Annotated in this window: 15 protein-coding genes, 1 tRNA gene and 1 pseudogene; 6 read left to right on the forward strand and 11 right to left on the reverse strand. The window is 65.3% G+C overall.

Going from position 1 to position 17254, the window contains the following annotated elements; all coding sequences use genetic code 11:
* Both EOA79_RS10345 and EOA79_RS10350 read left to right on the forward strand, forming a co-directional pair.
* Window positions 1-354: DUF6504 family protein (locus EOA79_RS10345; protein ID WP_245489854.1), on the forward strand; the 354-nt coding region annotated here is incomplete at its 5' end.
* The gene (locus EOA79_RS10350; protein WP_067323591.1) at window positions 351-3683 is read left to right on the forward strand and encodes an error-prone DNA polymerase; all 3333 of its coding nucleotides are present in this window, start codon (window positions 351-353) and stop codon (window positions 3681-3683) included. The genes EOA79_RS10345 and EOA79_RS10350, both read left to right, overlap by 4 nt.
* A gap of 24 nt (window positions 3684-3707) precedes the next feature.
* Here the strand turns inward: EOA79_RS10350 and EOA79_RS10355 are convergent, their stop codons facing one another.
* The 4 genes from EOA79_RS10355 to EOA79_RS10370 form a co-directional block, all read right to left on the reverse strand.
* Window positions 3708-3950, reverse strand: coding sequence for a Trm112 family protein (locus EOA79_RS10355; RefSeq protein WP_067323589.1), 243 nt, complete (start codon window positions 3948-3950; stop codon window positions 3708-3710).
* 79 nt (window positions 3951-4029) lie between these two features.
* Window positions 4030-4701: an LON peptidase substrate-binding domain-containing protein gene (locus tag EOA79_RS10360; protein ID WP_095777066.1), complete on the reverse strand. Its 672-nt coding sequence runs from the start codon at window positions 4699-4701 to the stop codon at window positions 4030-4032.
* A 195-nt stretch (window positions 4702-4896) separates the two neighbouring features.
* Window positions 4897-5892 (reverse strand): thioredoxin, encoded by a 996-nt coding sequence (gene trxA / locus EOA79_RS10365; protein ID WP_095825138.1) that lies wholly within the window; start codon window positions 5890-5892, stop codon window positions 4897-4899.
* Window positions 5893-5977: 85 nt separating this feature from the next.
* A complete protein-coding gene (locus EOA79_RS10370; RefSeq protein WP_095799582.1) occupies window positions 5978-6475 on the reverse strand; it encodes a prolyl-tRNA synthetase associated domain-containing protein in 498 nt (165 codons plus the stop codon).
* Between the two features lie 208 nt (window positions 6476-6683).
* Here EOA79_RS10370 and EOA79_RS10375 point away from each other — a divergent pair.
* Window positions 6684-6758: transfer RNA gene (locus tag EOA79_RS10375), tRNA-Gly, on the forward strand.
* Between the two features lie 67 nt (window positions 6759-6825).
* Here the strand turns inward: EOA79_RS10375 and EOA79_RS10380 are convergent.
* Both EOA79_RS10380 and EOA79_RS10385 read right to left on the reverse strand, forming a co-directional pair.
* Window positions 6826-7119: a hypothetical protein gene (locus EOA79_RS10380; protein ID WP_095825137.1), complete on the reverse strand. Its 294-nt coding sequence runs from the start codon at window positions 7117-7119 to the stop codon at window positions 6826-6828.
* Between the two features lie 228 nt (window positions 7120-7347).
* Window positions 7348-7788, reverse strand: a complete 441-nt coding sequence (locus tag EOA79_RS10385; RefSeq protein WP_095825208.1) for an Lrp/AsnC family transcriptional regulator — start codon at window positions 7786-7788, stop codon at window positions 7348-7350.
* 132 nt (window positions 7789-7920) lie between these two features.
* Between EOA79_RS10385 and rocF the strand changes: the two genes are divergently transcribed.
* Both rocF and EOA79_RS10395 read left to right on the forward strand, forming a co-directional pair.
* Window positions 7921-8853 carry an arginase gene (gene rocF / locus EOA79_RS10390; RefSeq protein ID WP_095825136.1) on the forward strand — a complete coding sequence of 311 codons (933 nt, stop codon included), beginning with the start codon at window positions 7921-7923 and terminating at the stop codon, window positions 8851-8853.
* A gap of 2 nt (window positions 8854-8855) precedes the next feature.
* A complete protein-coding gene (locus tag EOA79_RS10395) occupies window positions 8856-9914 on the forward strand; it encodes an ornithine cyclodeaminase (RefSeq protein WP_095825135.1) in 1059 nt (352 codons plus the stop codon).
* A gap of 169 nt (window positions 9915-10083) precedes the next feature.
* Here EOA79_RS10395 and EOA79_RS10400 read toward each other — a convergent pair whose 3' ends face one another.
* The 5 genes and pseudogenes from EOA79_RS10400 to EOA79_RS10420 all read right to left on the reverse strand — a co-directional run bounded on the left by EOA79_RS10400 (window position 10084) and on the right by EOA79_RS10420 (window position 15931).
* Window positions 10084-11085 (reverse strand): substrate-binding domain-containing protein, encoded by a 1002-nt coding sequence (locus tag EOA79_RS10400; RefSeq protein ID WP_095825134.1) that lies wholly within the window; start codon window positions 11083-11085, stop codon window positions 10084-10086.
* 16 nt (window positions 11086-11101) lie between these two features.
* On the reverse strand, window positions 11102-12118 hold the full coding sequence (locus EOA79_RS10405) for an ABC transporter permease (RefSeq protein ID WP_095825133.1): 1017 nt from the start codon (window positions 12116-12118) through the stop codon (window positions 11102-11104).
* On the reverse strand, window positions 12115-13617 hold the full coding sequence (locus tag EOA79_RS10410) for a sugar ABC transporter ATP-binding protein (protein WP_127239942.1): 1503 nt from the start codon (window positions 13615-13617) through the stop codon (window positions 12115-12117). Before EOA79_RS10410 ends, EOA79_RS10405 begins: the two co-directional genes overlap by 4 nt.
* Window positions 13618-13722: 105 nt before the next feature.
* Window positions 13723-14694 (reverse strand): sugar ABC transporter substrate-binding protein, encoded by a 972-nt coding sequence (locus EOA79_RS10415; RefSeq protein ID WP_095825131.1) that lies wholly within the window; start codon window positions 14692-14694, stop codon window positions 13723-13725.
* Between the two features lie 144 nt (window positions 14695-14838).
* Window positions 14839-15931, reverse strand: a pseudogene (locus EOA79_RS10420) (helix-turn-helix domain-containing protein).
* 192 nt (window positions 15932-16123) lie between these two features.
* Between EOA79_RS10420 and EOA79_RS10425 the strand changes: the two are divergent.
* The gene (locus EOA79_RS10425; protein ID WP_095825130.1) at window positions 16124-17200 is read left to right on the forward strand and encodes a class I SAM-dependent methyltransferase; all 1077 of its coding nucleotides are present in this window, start codon (window positions 16124-16126) and stop codon (window positions 17198-17200) included.
* The last annotated feature ends 54 nt before the right edge of the window (window positions 17201-17254 follow it).

The raw sequence follows: 17254 nt of genomic DNA on the forward strand, positions 1-17254 counted from the left end.
CCGCCGAGGCCCGCCCGGACAGCACCGCCGATGACCATCTTCCCGCCGGAGCGGCCGGTACGGCTGTTCCGCTCGCCCGAGCCGATCGAGGTGCCGGCGACCGAGATCCCCGAGGGCCCGCCGATGAATTTCCGCTGGCGGCGCGCGCTTTATCGCGTCGCCCGCGCCGAAGGGCCGGAGCGCATCGCCGCCGAATGGTGGCGGCAGCTGCCCGGTGAGGAAGAGGCGCCGACGCGCGACTATTACCGCATCGAGGACAGCGAAGGGCGCCGCTACTGGCTCTACCGCCAGGGCCTCTACAGCAGCGCCTCGCATGCCGCGCCGCGCTGGTTCATGCACGGCGTCTTCGCATGAACGCGCTGACCGCCATCCCCTATGCCGAGTTCGGCATCCAGTCGAACTTTTCCTTCCTGCGCGGCGCCTCCAAGCCCGAGGAGCTGGTGGTCACGGCGAAATTCCACGGCTTTTCCTCGATCGGCCTTGCCGACCGCAACACGGTCGCCGGCGTCGTGCGGGCTTGGCAGCAGGCCAGGGTCGAGAAGCTGCCCTATCATCCCGGTTGCCGCCTGGTTTTTTGCGACGGCACGCCGGACATTCTGGCTTACCCCCGCGACCGCAAGGGCTGGGGACATCTCTGCCGCATGCTGACGCAGGCCAATCTGCGCGACGAGAACGAGAAGGGCGCGACGCTGCTCGAACTCAACGACCTTCTCGAATGGGGCGATCTGATGTCGCTGGCGATCCTGCCCAACCTGTCGGGAGGCGCGGAAGACAATCTGACGCTCATTAGCCGGCTTAAGGATCGTTTCGGCGCCGCGCTTCGGCTTGCCGTGGCGCCTGATTACGGCGGCAACGACCGCTTCCGTATCGAGCAGGCGGCGGCGATGGCCCAACATCTGCACATCCCGCTGATGGCGACCAACGACGTGCTCTATCATGCCGCCGACCGCCGCCCGCTGCAGGACGTGCTGACCGCGATCCGCCTCAACACGCCGGTTTCCGAGGTCGGGCTGGAGCTGACGGCAAATGCCGAGCGTCATCTGAAGACGCCGCTGGAGATGGCGCGGCTTTTCCGCCGACACCCTGAAGCGCTGGCGGAGACGCTGCGCTTCGCCGACGAGCTCACCTTCTCGCTCAGCGACCTCGAATACAATTATCCGGACGAGCCGACGGAATCCGGGCTCGGACCGCAGGCCGAGCTCGAACGCCTGGCGCGGGAAGGAGCGGCCGTGCGCTATCCGGCCGGAATCCCGGAAGAAGTGCTGCGGCGCATCGGCAGCGAGCTCGCTTTGATCGAGCGGCTGAACTATGCGCGCTATTTCCTGACCGTCCACGACATCGTGAAATTCGCCCGCAGCAAGGGCATCCTTTGCCAGGGGCGCGGCTCGGCCGCCAATTCGGTCATTTGCTTCTGCATCGGCATCACCGAGGTCGGCCCTGACCGGATCGATGCCCTCTTCGAGCGCTTCATCTCCGAGAAACGTAACGAGCCTCCCGACATCGACGTCGACTTCGAGCATGAACGGCGCGACGAGGTCATCGCTTATATTTACGAGAAATACAGCGCCAAGCGCACGGCGCTGGCCGCCGCCGTCATCAGCTATCGCGGCCGCTCCGCCCTGCGCGAGGTGGCGAAGGCCATGGGCTTGTCCGAAGACGTCCGGAGCGCCCTGTCGAGCACCATCTGGGGCTGGTCGACCTCGGAGCTCGGCGAAAGGGAAGCCAATGCCGGCGGCCTCGACCGCGCCGATCCGCTGTCGCGGCAGGTGCTGGAACGCGCCAACGAGATCATCGGCTTCCCCCGCCATCTCTCCCAGCATGTCGGCGGCTTCGTCATCACCCGCGACCGGCTCGACGAGGTCGTGCCCATCGTCAAGACGGCGATGGAAGAGCGCAAGATGGTCGAGTGGGACAAGGACGATCTCGACGCGGTGAAGATCCTCAAGGTGGATGTGCTGGCGCTCGGCATGCTGACCTGCCTGAAGCGAGCCCTGACCTTGCTCACGCATCATTATCCGCAGGCGCGTGACAAATACGGCCGGCCGCATCAGTTGAGCTCGCTGCCGCCGGAGGACCCTCGCGTCTACGACATGATCTGCCGGGCCGACACGCTGGGCGTCTTCCAGATCGAATCGCGCGCCCAGATGTCGATGCTGCCGCGGCTTCAACCGCGTGAGTTCTACGATCTCGTCATCGAGGTGGCGATCGTGCGGCCCGGCCCGATCCAGGGCGACATGGTGCACCCCTATCTGCGTAGACGGCAGGGCAAGGAGCAAGCCGAATACCCGAAGCCGGAACTGAAGGAGATTCTCGGCAAGACGCTGGGCGTGCCGCTGTTCCAGGAGCAGGCGATGAAGATCGCCATCGTTGCCGGCGGCTTCCAGCCGGGCGAGGCCGATGAGCTGCGGCGCGCAATGGCCACCTTCAAGCGCACCGGCACGATCGGCAACTACCGCCAGCGCATGATCGACGGCATGGTCGACAAGGGCTACCAAAAGGAATTCGCCGAGCGTTGCTTCAAGCAGATCGAAGGCTTTGGCGAATATGGCTTTCCGGAAAGCCATGCCGCCTCCTTCGCGCTGCTGGTCTATGCCTCCTGCTGGTTCAAGACCTTCTATCCCGACGTGTTCTGCGCCGCGATTTTGAACTCGCAGCCGATGGGGTTCTATCAGCCGGCCCAGCTCGTTCGCGACGCGCGCGACCATGGCGTGGAGGTGCGCGAGGTCGATATCAACCATTCCGTCTGGGATTGCAGGCTGGAGGAGGCCGGTTTCGATCCTTCGCGCATCCTCGAACGCCATGCCTCGATGCGCGGCGTCATCGAGACGGCTCATGCGGTGCGGCTTGGCTTCCGTCAGATCAAGGGGCTTTCGGAGGAAGGGATGGAGGCCGCCGTCGCCCGGCGCGGCGACGGCTATCGATCGGTCAGGGATGTCTGGCTGCGTTCGGGCCTCGATGTTGGCGAGATCGAAAGGCTGGCCCAGGCAGACGCCTTCCGCTCGCTCGGCCTCGACCGACGCGCGGCGCTCTGGGAGGTGCGCGCGCTGGACGGCAGGAGCGCAGCCGAGAAACTGCCGCTGTTCGACCAGCCCACGCTCCGCCTGCGCGAGCTGGAGCCCGAGACGAAGCTGCCGAAAATGCCGCTCGGCGAGCATGTCGTCCACGACTATCGCTCGCTCGGCCTGTCGCTGAAGGAACATCCCGTCGCCTTCCTGCGCGAGCGGCTTGACCGCGCCGGCATCACCCCTAATGTCCGCCTGCCGTCGGTGCGCGACGGCCGCCGCGTCACCGTCGCCGGCCTGGTGCTGGTGCGCCAGCGCCCCGGCAAGGGCAATGCGATCTTCCTAACGCTGGAGGACGAAAAGGCGATCGCCAATGTCATCATCTGGCCGCGCGTCTTCGACCGCTTCCGCTCTATCGTGATGGGCGCACGCTTCATCCGCGTCACCGGCAAGCTGCAGCAGGAATCGGATGTCATCCACATCGTCGCCGACAGGATCGAGGATTTGACGCCCTGGCTGAGCGTCCTCCTGCAGGAGCCGCCCACCATCGAGCATCAGCCCGCCGGGTCATCGAATGGACCGGAGCGCTCCGCGAACCGCGGCCTGCCGGTGCGGCAGCATGTCGACGCCCTGTCGGGCGCGGCGCAACAGGTCATGCCCAAGGGGCGCAATTTCCAGTAGCGGCAACCGGCCCGCCGGCGCGATTCACGACGGACCGCCGAGCCGCGGCGGCGGCTTGAGAGCGTCTTCGGCCGAGATCGTGCGCGCTTCCGAAGGCAGCATGATCGGGATGCCGTCACGCACCGGATAGGCAAGCTTCGCCACGCGCGAGATCAGTTCGCTGCGCTCGGCGTCCCAGGTCAACGGTCCTTTGGTCAGCGGGCAGGCGAGCAGTTCCAGCAATTTCGGGTCGACCGTGGCTTTGCGCCCGTCACGTCCGTCCGCCATCTCGCTTTTCCATTGTCCAACTGCCGCCGGCCTAAGTGTTGAGATTCAGGTCAGGCCGATTTCACCTGAATCATTGCGCTTACTGCAGGCTCGAGCCAAAATCCTCATCCTCGCGCGCCAGCGTAATTTCGGTGATGGCGATCAGCGTCTCGGCGCGCGTCTTCAGGTCCGCCGCCTCGAGCAGGGCCTGCTTCTCGGCCGGCCCATAGGGCGCCATCATCGACAGCGCGTTGACCAGCATGGCGTTCTCCGCGCGGCTCACGCTTTCCCAGTCGGCCTCGAGGTCGTTGGCCTGCAGATAGGCGCGGAACGCCTTGAGCAGGGCAGGGCGGTCGACCTCGGCACCGGCCGGATCCTCCTCGAGATCGGCGAGGAAGGGTGCCATCCGGCATTGCCGGAACGGCGTCTTGACCGCCAGCTCATCCGTGACGCGGAAGCGGCAGACGCCTTGCAGCGAGATCAGGTAGCGCCCGTCGCCGGTCTCGGCAAGCGAGATGATGCGCCCGGCGCAGCCGACGCTGCAAAGCTCGGGCTCGCCGTCGTCGCGCAGCGCGCCGTCGAGGCTGGGCTGGATCATGCCGATCAACCGCGGCCCGGCCATCGCCTCATCGATCATCTCCAGGTAGCGCGGCTCGAAAATGTTGAGCGGCATGCGGCCGCCGGGCAGCAGCAGCGCCCCGGCGAGCGGAAACACCGGGATCCTCGACGGCAGATCCCTGGCGAGCCGGTAGCGGGCGTTTCCGACCTGCACCTCAACCCTCCGCCTGCACTTCAACTCTCGAAAGCGTCGCCGGGCAGCGCATCAACTGCGATCTCCTCTTACGCAACCCAGCCTGTCTAAACCCTTAACCGGCAGGGGCAAGCCGCTGCCGCCTATCTGGCGCAGTTGGCGCCTTGCGCAAGACCCTCCTGGCAAAAGGGGCCGGCAGCCAAGCCGGCAAAACGCTCAGGAGAACAACAGCGACGACAGCTTGCGCCGCGCCGACAGCGTCGCCTCGTCGGTCATCCCCCATGCCTCGAAGAACTTCAAGAGCTGCGCACGCGCGCCATCGTCGTTCCACGTCCGGTCTGCCCTGACGATCGCCAGCAGGTTGTCGGCGGCCTGCATGCGCTCGCCGCGCGCATTCTGCACCATGGCCAAGTCGAACCGCGCCTGGTGATCGTTCGGGTTGGCGGCGAGCCGGCGTTCGAACTCGGCTGGATTGCCGAGCGCGGCGGCTTCCGCCGCGAGTGTCATCTTGGCGCGCAGAGCGGCAAGCGCCGGCGCATCCTTCTTGTCCTCCGGCGCCTTGGCAAGCATCGCCTCGGCGCCTTGGCTGTCGCCGGCCTCGAACAGGATCTCGCCGAGCCCGGCGATGGCCTCGATGGTTTCGGGCGACTGCTCGAGGATCGCATCATAGATGTCGGCCGCGGTCTGGGTGTCGCCTGCCTCGCGCGCCTCGGCGGCCGCGGCCAGCGCTTCGGTGATCTGCGGCGCGCCGCCGCCCCCCTTGCCGCCGACCTTCTGGATGAACTGCGTGATCTGGCTTTCCGGAATGGCGCCCATGAAGCCGTCGACCGGCTGGCCGTCCTTGAAGGCGATGACCGCGGGAATCGACTGGATGCCGAGCTGGCCGGCGACCGAGGGATGATCGTCGATGTTCATCTTGACCAGCCTGACCTTGCCGCCGGCAGCCTTGACCGCCTTTTCGAGCTGCGGCGTCAGCTGCTTGCACGGGCCGCACCAGGGCGCCCAGAAGTCGACCAGCACCGGCTGGCGGCGCGATTCCTGGATGACATCGGCCGCGAACGTCGCGGTCGTCGTGTCCTTGACGAGATCCGCGGCCGCAGGCGCCTCGCCGAGCGAGACCTTGCCGCGGTCCGCCCCGCCATAGTGCACCGATTGGGCGTACTGGCCGGCATTGCCGCCAAATGAGCCGCTGAACGGATTGTTGTCACTCATGTCGTCGCCCTTTCGGTCGCGTCGTCGCCGGCTTCGGGGTGCGGCGGGTTATTATCGGATTTCGGTTTCGCCATCCATGTGGCGATCAACCCGAGACTTTCAAGATAACAGGATCGTGGCCCGTTGCCTCGACGAATTTGACGAGATCGGCGGCGGCGATGGCCGTCGTCGCCTCATTGGTCAGCGGATGGCCGTTGATGACGTCGTGACTCATCAATTCCTGGTCCAGAACCACCTTGATCCGCCCGGCCGTGTCGTTGATCAGGCCGAAGATGGTAACCGCGCCGGGAATGACGCCGAGCAGCTCCATCAGCATTTCCGGCTTGCCGAAGGAGACGCGGCTGGCGGCGCCGATCAGATGGTGGATTTGCTTGAGGTCCACCACGGCCTCCTCGCCGACGGTGACGAGAAAGTAATTGTCCTTCTTGTCCTTGAGGAAGAGGTTCTTGGTGTGGCCGCCCGGGATCTCTCCGCGCAGCGCCTGCGAATCGGCGACCGTGAACAAGGGCGGGTGGCGCACCGTCGAGACGGAAATGCCGAGATCGGCAAGAAAGGCGTTAAGCTCGGCTTCGGTCTTCGGCATCGGTCCTCGCATCATCTGGAAAGCTTGTGCCGTTTACGGCGAACGATGCCCTTGGGGCAAGGTCGCCCGGCTGGGCCAACGCAATCCGCCGGTTCGAAACCAACCTTCCCTATAGGAAGAGCTAGCTCCAAAAAGACCGTCATTTCCCTGTTGCAATCGCCGCGCTCTTCGGCCATATAGGCGCGGCTTGCGGCCCAAGGCCGCGCGAGCGGGTGTAGCTCAGGGGTAGAGCACAACCTTGCCAAGGTTGGGGTCGGGCGTTCGAATCGCCTCACCCGCTCCAGTTTCCTTCAGGGAATCAAGCAAACGAAAAGCCGCGGTTCGCCGCGGCTTTTTCGCGTTTGTAGCCTTCAGAACAAGATTCCGTTGCGCGCCGTCCCCCATACTGTGGCGACGCAGTGAACGATCCCGATCGGCAGCGCCAGCAACGGCTTGGAGCGGATCAGAAGGATATAGATCGTGAATTGGGCGCATGCCGCGAGCAGCCCAGGCAAAGCGCCAGCGCCCGCCATCATCAGCAGCATCATCCAGGGGACCACGACGAAACCGGGAACGTTCGTTCCGTGCCCTGCGCCCATCGTGAAAAGCGCGATGAGGAACCCGACAAGGCCCAGGCCGACGCCGGCCGCGATTGTCTTCAGCATGACGCTGCTCTCCGCGATCTGTGGCTCGGCCCATGCTGGCCGGGCAAAATAGAGGAACGTCGCGACGGAAAGGAAGCGCCCTGCCGCCCACTCCTGACGGTTTGGCGCCTTTGCTGGAACAATTCCAGGAAAGTCCCTAACGGCTCTTCCTCCTCGCCGAAGCCTTCAGTCCGGAATTGCGCAAAAAAGGAAGTCGAGCGGTTCGGCGTTTCCATAAAACGAACCGCTCTACCCAAGCCTCGCCCTCGTCGTCCTCGGCGTCGCCAACAGCAGGCTCGTCTCGCTGCCGGTGATCCCGGGGATCAGCCGGATGCGACGCAGCACGGCGTCGAAGTCCGTGAGTGAGGCGGTGCCGAGTTCGACCACCAGGTCCCAGCGGCCGTTGGTGGTGTGGATGGTCGACACCTCGGGAAAGCCGCCGAGCGCCCTGATCACGCGGTCCGCGGCATGGCCCTCGATCTCGATCATCATCACGCCGCGTATCCTCTGGTCAACCGTGTCGGCGCGCAGCACCACCGTGTAGCCGATGATCTCGCCGGACTTTTCCAGCCGCCCCATCCGCGCCCTGACCGTCGCGCGCGAGACGCCGAGATCGAGCGCGAGATCGGAGACGCTGCGCCGCGCATCGTGCCTCAGAAGCGTCACCAGTCTCTCGTCGAGCGCGTCCATGTTGACCATTTCGAACAGCCGATATGCCCACTATGATAGATCGGCCTTTTCGAAATGCCAATTTACCCTATTCAAACCGCCAGGCAGCGGTGGTTCACTCCGGCAAATCAAACGCAAAAGCGGAAAGAAGTGATGCGCTGCAGGATCGTTGGCGCGCCGGTGCAGGACGGCGCGGGCCGGATGGGATGCGAGATGGGGCCGAGCGCGCTGCGCACCGCAGGGCTTGTCTCGGTGCTGTCGGAGCTTGGCCATGAGGTCGAGGACTGGGGGGCGGTTGAGAAGGCGGCGGCGCGCCCTGTCGCTCATGGCAATCTCGCCCTGAAGGCGCTGCCCGAAATCTCCGCCTGGACGGCGGCGATTTCCGAGACCGCCTACGCCGCGTCGAAGGATGCCATGCCGATCTTCCTCGGCGGCGACCACTCGATCTCCGCCGGCACGGTCTCCGGCGTGGCGCGCCGCGCCGCCGACCGCGGCCGGCCGCTCTTCGTGCTGTGGCTCGACGCCCACCCGGATTTCCACACGCTCGACACCACCACCAGCGGCAATCTGCACGGCGTGCCGCTCGCCTATGCCAGCGGCCGTCCCGGCTTCAACGGCTATTTCCCCGACCTGCCCGCCGCAGTCGACCCGGCCCGCGTCTGCACCATGGGCCTGCGCAGCGTCGATTCTGCCGAGCGCCGCGCGCTGAAGGAAGCGGGTGTGACCGTGCACGACATGCGCGCCATCGACGAGCACGGCATCGCCCCGCTGCTGCGCGCTTTCCTGGCCAGGATCGAAGAGGCAAACGGGCTGCTGCATGTCAGCCTCGACGTCGACTTCCTCGATCCCTCGATCGCGCCGGCCGTCGGCACCACGGTTCCCGGCGGCGCCACCTTCCGCGAGGCGCATCTGGTGATGGAGATGCTCTCCGACAGCGGCCTGGTCTCCAGCCTCGACCTGGTCGAACTGAACCCGTTCCTCGACGAACGCGGCCGTACCGCGACCCTGATGGTCGACCTTACCGCCAGCCTGATGGGCCGCCGCATCATGGACCGCCCGACCCGCAGCCATTCCGGAAGCCTCTGATCATGACCCAGCCGTCCCGCCTTGCCATCGTCCCCTTCGTCAGCGTCGACCGCATGATGAAGCTTGTGCTCGCCATCGGCCTCGAGCGCTTCCTCACCGAGCTTGCCGGCTATATCGAGGAGGATTTCCGCCGCTGGGAGCTGTTCGACAAGACGCCGCGCGTCGCCTCGCACAGCCATGACGGCGTCATCGAGCTGATGCCGACCAGCGACGGCCGCCTCTACGGCTTCAAATATGTCAACGGCCACCCGAAGAACATGCGCGAAGGCCGCCAGACCGTCACCGCCTTCGGCGTGCTCGCCGATGTCGGCTCCGGCTATCCGATGCTCTTGACCGAGATGACGATCCTGACGGCGCTGCGCACCGCCGCGACCTCGGCGGTTGCCGCCAAATATCTGGCACCGAAAGGGTCGCGCGCCATGGCCATCATCGGCAACGGCGCCCAGTCCGAGTTCCAGGCCGTCGCGTTCAAGGCGCTGCTCGGCATCGACCGGCTGCGGCTCTACGACATCGACCGCTCTGCTTCCGAAAAATGCGCCCGCAACCTCGCCGGCAAGGGCTTCGACATCACCATCTGTTCGACCGGGCAGGACGCGGTGGAAGGCGTCGACATCATCACCACGGTGACCGCCGACAAGCAGTACGCCACCATCCTCACCGACAACATGGTCGGCTCCGGCGTCCACATCAACGCCGTCGGCGGCGACTGTCCCGGCAAGACCGAGCTGCACCGCGATATCCTGTTGCGCTCCGACATTTTCGTCGAGTTTCCGCCGCAGACGCGCATCGAGGGCGAGATCCAGCAGCTTGAGGCCGATCATCCGGTGACCGAGCTGTGGCAGGTCATGACCGGCCAGGCCGAGGGCCGCAAGGCGAAGGAGCAGATCACGCTGTTCGATTCCGTCGGCTTCGCCACGGAGGATTTTTCCGCGCTGCGCTATGTCCGCGACCAGCTCCAGGCGACCGGCCTCTACGAGGAGCTCGACCTGCTCGCCGACCCCGACGAGCCGCGCGACCTGTTCGGCATGCTGCTCAGGGCCGCCATGCAGCCGGCGGCGTGAGGGAATGAGCGCGTGATCTCCCCCTTGCGGGGGAGATGGCCGGCAGGCCAGAGGGGGTCGCCTCGCGTGGAGCGCCAACCTCCATCTGCCGCAGCAGGCCGACTCCAGTCGGACCGACCCCCTCTGTCGCCTTCGGCGACATCTCCCCCTCAAGAGGGGAGATTACACGCTACTTCTGCAAAGCCGCGCAGCTTTCCCTCTCCACCAGCACTGGCGCCAGCACCTCGCGGCGCGACGGCGCCTCCGGCTCGCCGACGCGCTCGAGCAGCAGGCTCACCGCCCGCGTTCCGATCTTTTCGACCGGCTGCGCGATCGTCGTTAGCGGCGGCCATGTGGTGACCGCATAGGGGATGTCGTCGAAACCGATCAGCGACATGTCGTCGGGCACCCGCAAGCCGCGCGTGCGCAGCGCGGTGATGGCGCCCATGGCCATCAAATCGTTGCAGGCGAACACCGCCGTGATCTCCGGCGCCTGCGCCATCAGCCGCTCCATCGCCAGGCGGCCGCCGGCGAAATGATAGTCGGAATCGACCACCCACGAGGCAGGCAGGTCGATACCTGCCTCCGCAAGCGCCCGGGTAAAACCGCGCAGGCGGGCCGGGCTGGAGCTCGAATCGCGCGGACCGCCGATGACACCGATTTTGCTGTGGCCGAGCCCGACCAGATGGCGCCCGGCGAGATAGCCGCCGTGATCGTGGTCGACCAGCACGGAATCGACATGGACAGAATGGATCTCGCGGTCGAGCAGCACCGCCGGCAGGGCGGCGGACAGGTGCGAGAACACCCGCGCATGGTCGGACGAACCGGCGAAGATCAGCCCGTCGATCTGCTTTGCCATCAACACCGACAGATAGCGCTCTTCCTTCTCGGCGCTGCCATCCGAGTTGCACAGGATCACCGTATAGCCGGCCACGAAGCCGGCATCCTCGATCTGGCGCGCCACGCTGGCGAAGAACGGGTTGGAATTGTCCGGGAGCAGCAGGCCGATGGTCTTGGTCTCCCCGCGTCTCAGGCTCCGCGCCAGCGAGTTCGGGCTGTAGCGCAGGGCGGTTATCGCGGCGCGCACGCGCTCGGCCGTCTCCGGCTCGACATGGCGCGTGCGGTTCATCACATGCGAGACCGTTGCGACGGACACCCCCGCATAGCGCGCGACATCGGCAATTGTGGTCATGGTTCCCTCTGACCCTCTAGCGGATCCTCCGCAACAGCCTCTCCCGATAAGCGTCTAGGATGACGGCGAGCACGATGACAAGGCCAATCACGATCGGTTTGAAATTGTCGCCGACGCCGAGCAACTGCAGCCCGGTGCTGAGCACCTGCAGGATGCAGGCGCCGACCAGCGTGCCGATGATCGAGCCCTTGCCGCCGCTGAGGCTGGTGCCGCCGATGATGACGGCGGCGATTGCATTGAGCTCGTAGCCGACGCCTGCGATCGGGCTGCCGATGTTCAAGCGCAGCAGATAGACCATGGCCGCGATGCCGGCCGTCAGGCCGCTGATGGTGAAGGCCGCGACCTTGTAGAAATCCGGATTGTGGCCGGAGAGGCGCACCGCCTCGTCATTGGTGCCGACGGCGAAGATCATGCGGCCGAACACGGTGAAGCGCAGCACGAACCAGCCGGCCGCGATCACCAGCACCGCGACCAGAAAGATCGACGGCAGGAAGCCGCCGATGATCAGATTGCCGAAATCGACGAAACTCTGCGGCAGGCCGGTGATGGTCGAATTGTCGCTGACCACGCGCGCGGCGCCCGCCGCCATGTTGAGCATGCCGAGCGTGACGATGAAGGACGGGATCTTCCAGCGCGTCGAGATCCAGCCGTTGAGGAAGCCGCAGGCAGCACCGGTCGCCATGCAGGCGAGCAGCGCCAAAGTGATCGCGACGGCCGGCGACAGGCTTTCGTCGATCATGACGGTGGCGCCGACCACGGTGCAGAGCGCCAGCACCGAGCCGACCGAAAGGTCGATGCCGCCGGTGAGAATGACGAAGGTCATGCCGGCGGCGAGCACGGTGTTTATGGCGATCTGCACGAAGATCTTCAGCGCGTTGCCGGGCGTGGCGAAGTAAGGCGCTGTGAGCGAGAAGAACAGCGTGATCAGCACCAGCGCCAGAAGCACGCCGGCGTCGCGGATCAGGACGCGCAGGAACTTCGCCTTGCCGGGAGAAACAGGCGCCGACACGAGGGTTTCGGACGTCTCGCTCATGGTCGCACATACTCCTGGTAGGCGAGCGACAGGATGCGCTCCTGGTCGAATTCGGCTCGCGGCACCTCGCCGACGATCTTGTTCTTGGAAAAGACGATGATGCGATGGCACATGCCCATCAGCTCGGGCAGGTCGGAAGACACCATGATGATGCCTTTTTGAGCCGCCGCCAGCATCCACAGAAGCTGGTAGATCTCGCGCCGCGCGCCGATGTCGACGCCGCGCGTCGGCTCGTCGAGGATCAGCGTCGAGGTGCCGCGGAACAGCCACTTGGCCAGTACCACCTTCTGCTGGTTGCCGCCCGAGAGGTTGCGCACCGCCTGCTCGATCGAGCTTGCCTTGACGCGCAGCTGGCCGATGAGATCGTTCGCTGCCGCGGCTTCGGCCCGGCGGTTGACCAGCCCGTGGCGCGACACCTTGCCGAGATCGGTGATGGTGATGTTCTTGTCCACGGCCAGATCGAGCAGCAGGCCCTGGCCTTTGCGATCCTCGGTAAGCAGGCTGAGCCCATGCCGCACGGCATCCTTGGGCGCCGTGATCGCCACCGGCTTGCCGTCGATCTCGACGACGCCGTCGAGCCTCGGATCGGCGCCGAACAGGGCCCGCATGGCTTCGGTCCGGCCGCTGCCGACCAGACCGGCCACGCCCAAGATCTCGCCGTGGCGGACGTTGAAGGAAATTTCGGGCGTCACGGCGCTGCGCTTCAGATTGGTGACGCTGAGCGCGACCTTGCCCGGCACGATCGAGGCGTCGAAGCCGAATTCGTCGGCGATGTCGCGGCCGATCATCATGCGCACGACATCCGGCACGCTGAGGCCGTGGAGGTCGCGGGTCGCGACCAGCCTGCCGTTGCGCAAGATTGTCACCCGGTCGCCGATCTCGAACACTTCGTGCAGCCGGTGCGAGATGTAGATGATGGTGACGCCCCTGGCCTTCAGCCGCTTGATGATAGCGAACAGCCGCCCGATCTCCGGCGGCGTCAGCGTCGCCGTCGGCTCGTCGAGCACCAGCAGCTTGCTGTCGTAGCTCAGCGCTTTGGCGATCTCGACCAGCTGCATCTGCGCGACGCCAAGCGCTTCGACCCGCGTCCTCGGATCGACATCGAGCCCGACTTCCTTGAGCAGCGCGACGGCGCGCCGGTTGAGCGCCTTGCGGTCGACGATGCCGAAGGCGCGGCGCGGCAGGTTTTCCAGCATCAGGTTCTCGGCGATGCTGAGATAGGGCAGTAGGTTCAGCTCCTGGTGCACGATGCGGATGCCGCTTAGCTGCGCGTCATGCGGCGTCTTCGGCTGATAGGGCTGGCCGTTGAAGGCGATCGTCCCGCTGTCCGGCTGGTAAATGCCGGCCAAGAGCTTGATCAGCGTCGATTTGCCGGCGCCGTTCTCGCCGAGGACGATATGCGTCTCGCCGCGCGCGATCGACAGCGAGACGTCGCTCAGCGCGACCACGCCGGGAAAGATTTTTCCTACCCCTTCAAGGGAAAGAACCCCATCGTCCATGCAGCAATCCTGAATGGCGCTCATCGCCGCCGGCTGCTTGCCGGCGGCGATGATGAGACAAGCGAATGGATGGCGCCAGAGGGAGTCCCGGCGCCTGTGCTCGCCTCAGGCGGTGATCAGCTTGACGTCGGTCTTGACCCAGCCCGAGAACTTCTCGCCGGCAAGCTCGCGCAGGCCGTAGTCGATGCCCATGGCCGCCATCTGCGCGCCATACTGCTCGACCGTGGCGAGCATCTTGCCTTCCTTGAGCAGCGGGCCGACGGCCGGAATGTTGTCGAAGCCGACCACCTTGATCTGACCCGACTTGCCGGCCGCGTCGATCGCCTTGACCACGCCGAGCGCCATCGAGTCGTTCGCCGCCATCACGCCCTGGATGTCCGGGTGCTGGGTGAGGAAGTTGGTCATCAGCGTGTTGGCTTCCTCGGTCTCCCAATGCGCGGTCTTCGAATCGAGCAGGTCGAGGCCGTGCTCCTTCACCGAATCGTCGAAGCCGAGCTTGCGCTGCTTGGCGTTGTCGGCTTCCGGATTGCCTTCGAGGATGACGACCTTGCCGCCCTTGCCCAGCGCCTTGCCGAGCGCGTCGCCGGCGAGCTTGGCGCCGGCGCGGTTGTCCGGCCCGAAGAAGGCAAGGTCGATGCCGGCCTTCTTCTTGGCCTCATCGTCGAGCGCGACGTCGATGTTGATGACCTTGATGCCGGCCTTCAGCGCCTTGGCGATCGGCGTGACCATCGCCTTCGAATCGGCCGGCGCCACGACGATGATCTTGTAGTTCTGGGTGATGAAGTTCTCGATCGCATCGACTTGCGCGGCGAAATCGCGCTCGTCCTTCATGCCGACGGCGGCGAAATCGAACTTGTCCTTGTTCTTGGCCGCATAGTCCTCCGCGCCGGCCTGCATCTGCTTGAAGAACTCGTTGGCCAAAGACTTCATGACCAGGCCTACCTTCGGCTTGTCGGCCGCAAACGCCGGACCGAACGGCAGCGCAAGCGCGCCGGCCGCCAGCGCGCTTGTCTTGAGGAACCGACGACGCGAGAACGATCCCAGGTCGAGCCTGCGGGTATTTGAAACCTTGCTCATACTTTCCTCCTCCTGAATGGGCGTAATCGGTTACGTAACCGATTACGCAAAAAACTACTGCTTGTCTTCGTCGGATGTCAACACGCTCGCGGAGGAAGCGTACCCGAGCGGCCTGCCGGGCGGATATCGCAGCGTCGGCCCGGCTTAGGTCTGCCGCTGGCTATTTCCCAGCCGGAGTTCGACGCTCTCGTCGGGCAAATGCCTTTGCGCATAGGCGGGGATCTTGAACCGCTTGCGGTATGCGCCGGGCGCCAGCCCCGTCACACGTTTGAACAAGCGACGGAAGAACGCAGGCTCTTCGTACCCGACCTGCCAGCTGACGTCGTCGATTGACGCGTCGGTGCGCTCCAGTCGGCGCTTGGCGTCCTCGATCCTCAAGCGCTGTACATAGGCGATCGGGCTCAGGCCGGTCGCACTCGTGAAACGGCGTTTGAAGGTGCGCTCCGTGAGCTGGGCGCAGCGGATCATCTCTTCTATGGGATTGGCGACCGAAAATCGGGTGGCGATCAAGTCCTGCGCCGCCTGAACGGCAAGATCGCCATGATCCTTGCGACCCTCAAAGATGATGTAGGGCGCAAGACCGTTCCTGATGCCACTGCAGCGCGAATGAGCGCGCCACGGCCTGGGCTGCGGTCGCGCCGGCGTGTCGGGCGATCAGGTACAACACCAGATCATGCCAGGTCATGGAAGCACCCGAGGAGATGAGCTCCTCTCGCTTGCCCGACACCACCAGCACACGATCCGGGTGGATAGGCACTTGTGGAAACGTCCGGCCGAAGTCGCCGGCGTAGCCATAATGCACGGTCGCGTCCACGCCATCGAACAGACCGGTTTCGGCAAGCAGGAAGATGCCTGAGCACGCCGAGCACAAGAGCGCGCCGCGGCCATGCATGGCGCGGAACCACTCGATCAGTTCCGGATGCAGGTCCTTTCGCCAGCCGTTCGGCCCAAGCAGGATCGAAGGAACAATGACGATGTCGGTCATATCCACCTCCGCCACACTTCGCTGAACCATGACCGGCACGCGGCTGGCCAGTTCCAGAGCGCCCGTTTCTAGGCCGACGATCTCAATCTCGAAGGGCGGAGCCTGGCGCGGCTCGCTGCCCGGCAGCGGCATTATTTTGAAGGCATTCATCACGTCGAAGATGCCCGACAACGTGGACACCACGGCCTCTGGAATGGCCACCAGACTCACGTGAAGCGGCTCGGATGCGGCAGTGGTGAAGTGACGATGCATGTCGGCTAATCCATGTCGCAGGTGCCGCAACCATAGCGCCCGGCGCGCGCGGCCGCCAGTTTCTCTCCTGACGACGGGCCAGTGGCACAAATGGCCCGATTCTGGAGAGTCGCGCTCTCCCGTTTCTTCCCTGTTCCTGCGATTCAGCCGCTGCCTCGGGATTGCCCGAGCGCTTGGACAGGAGACTTGGACATGGAGCATACCCACAACCATAAGATCGATCCGGCAAAACTCGATGCGCTCGTCGCGCGAGCGATCGGTGATATTTCGGCCGGCTACGGCGGAGTCATGATCAGCCTCGGCCACCGTCTCGGTCTTTACAAGGCCATGGCGGGCCTCGGACCCCTCAGTGCCCGCGCGCTCGCGGGGCGGGCCGGCTGTGCCGAACGTTACGTACGCGAATGGCTCAATTCCCAAGTGGCGGGCGGCTATATCGTCTACCACCCGGTCAGCGACACCTACGAGTTGACACCCGAACAGGAAGTCGTGCTCGCCGACGAGGACAGCGCCGTCTTCATTCCCAACGCTTGGGCGGTGCCCGCTTCGATGTGGGCCGACGAAGAGAAGGCCGTAGAGGCTTTCCGCACCGGCAAGGGCATCGCCTGGGGAGATCATGACGGACGCCTGGCCTGCGGCGTGGCCGCCTTTTACCGGAACGGCTACAAGGCCAGTCTCGTGAGCGAATGGCTGCCATCCCTGGAGGGCGTCGTCGAGAAGCTCAGGACTGGTGCGCTTGTCGCCGACATCGGGTGCGGTCACGGCCATTCGACGGCGCTCATGGCAAAGGCCTTTCCGGCTTCCCGCTTCCATGGCTTCGACAATCACGAAGACTCGCTGGTGGAGGCCCGTCGCGGCGCCGCCAAGCAGAGCTTGGAAGGGCGCGTGGCGTTCGAAAAGGCGCGGGCCGACGACTACCCGGGCAGCGGCTACGATCTGATCTGCTTCTTTGATGCTCTGCATGACATGGGCGATCCTGTCGCCGCGGCAGTGCATGCATCAAAGGCGCTGGCGCCGGACGGGACGGTGATGCTGGTCGAGCCTTTCGCCAATGACCGGGTCGAGGACAACATCTCGCCGGTGGCGAGAATGTATTACGCGGCCTCCACCACCATCTGCTGCGCCCACGCTATTTCGGACGGCGGCCGCCTCGTGCTGGGCGCCCAGGCCGGCGAGGCACGGCTGGCGGAAGTGTTCCGCAAGGCCGGGTTCACCCGTTTCCGTCGTGCCTTCGAGACGCCGTTCAACTTGGTCCTCGAGGCCCGGCTCTGACCTTCGAAAGCTAACACCGGTCGGTCGCAGCGGACGACTTCCGGCCTCGCGGCG

It is taken from the genome of Mesorhizobium sp. M1A.F.Ca.IN.020.03.2.1 (assembly GCF_004023205.1).
In the GTDB taxonomy this organism is placed as follows: domain Bacteria; phylum Pseudomonadota; class Alphaproteobacteria; order Rhizobiales; family Rhizobiaceae; genus Mesorhizobium.

What these genes read in the sequence shown, in the direction of transcription:
- EOA79_RS10380 (WP_095825137.1), bottom strand. Translation starts at nt 7,119, where the DNA reads ATGCTGAAGACAATCGCGGCCGGCGTCGGCCTGGGCCTTGTCGGGTTC.
- EOA79_RS10350 (WP_067323591.1), top strand. Translation starts at nt 351, where the DNA reads ATGAACGCGCTGACCGCCATCCCCTATGCCGAGTTCGGCATCCAGTCG.
- EOA79_RS10415 (WP_095825131.1), bottom strand. Translation starts at nt 14,694, where the DNA reads ATGAGCAAGGTTTCAAATACCCGCAGGCTCGACCTGGGATCGTTCTCG.
- EOA79_RS10385 (WP_095825208.1), bottom strand. Translation starts at nt 7,788, where the DNA reads ATGGACGCGCTCGACGAGAGACTGGTGACGCTTCTGAGGCACGATGCG.
- EOA79_RS10405 (WP_095825133.1), bottom strand. Translation starts at nt 12,118, where the DNA reads ATGAGCGAGACGTCCGAAACCCTCGTGTCGGCGCCTGTTTCTCCCGGC.
- trxA (WP_095825138.1), bottom strand. Translation starts at nt 5,892, where the DNA reads ATGAGTGACAACAATCCGTTCAGCGGCTCATTTGGCGGCAATGCCGGC.
- EOA79_RS10355 (WP_067323589.1), bottom strand. Translation starts at nt 3,950, where the DNA reads ATGGCGGACGGACGTGACGGGCGCAAAGCCACGGTCGACCCGAAATTG.
- rocF (WP_095825136.1), top strand. Translation starts at nt 7,921, where the DNA reads ATGCGCTGCAGGATCGTTGGCGCGCCGGTGCAGGACGGCGCGGGCCGG.
- EOA79_RS10370 (WP_095799582.1), bottom strand. Translation starts at nt 6,475, where the DNA reads ATGCCGAAGACCGAAGCCGAGCTTAACGCCTTTCTTGCCGATCTCGGC.
- EOA79_RS10400 (WP_095825134.1), bottom strand. Translation starts at nt 11,085, where the DNA reads ATGACCACAATTGCCGATGTCGCGCGCTATGCGGGGGTGTCCGTCGCA.
- EOA79_RS10425 (WP_095825130.1), top strand. Translation starts at nt 16,124, where the DNA reads ATGGAGCATACCCACAACCATAAGATCGATCCGGCAAAACTCGATGCG.
- EOA79_RS10410 (WP_127239942.1), bottom strand. Translation starts at nt 13,617, where the DNA reads ATGGACGATGGGGTTCTTTCCCTTGAAGGGGTAGGAAAAATCTTTCCC.
- EOA79_RS10395 (WP_095825135.1), top strand. Translation starts at nt 8,856, where the DNA reads ATGACCCAGCCGTCCCGCCTTGCCATCGTCCCCTTCGTCAGCGTCGAC.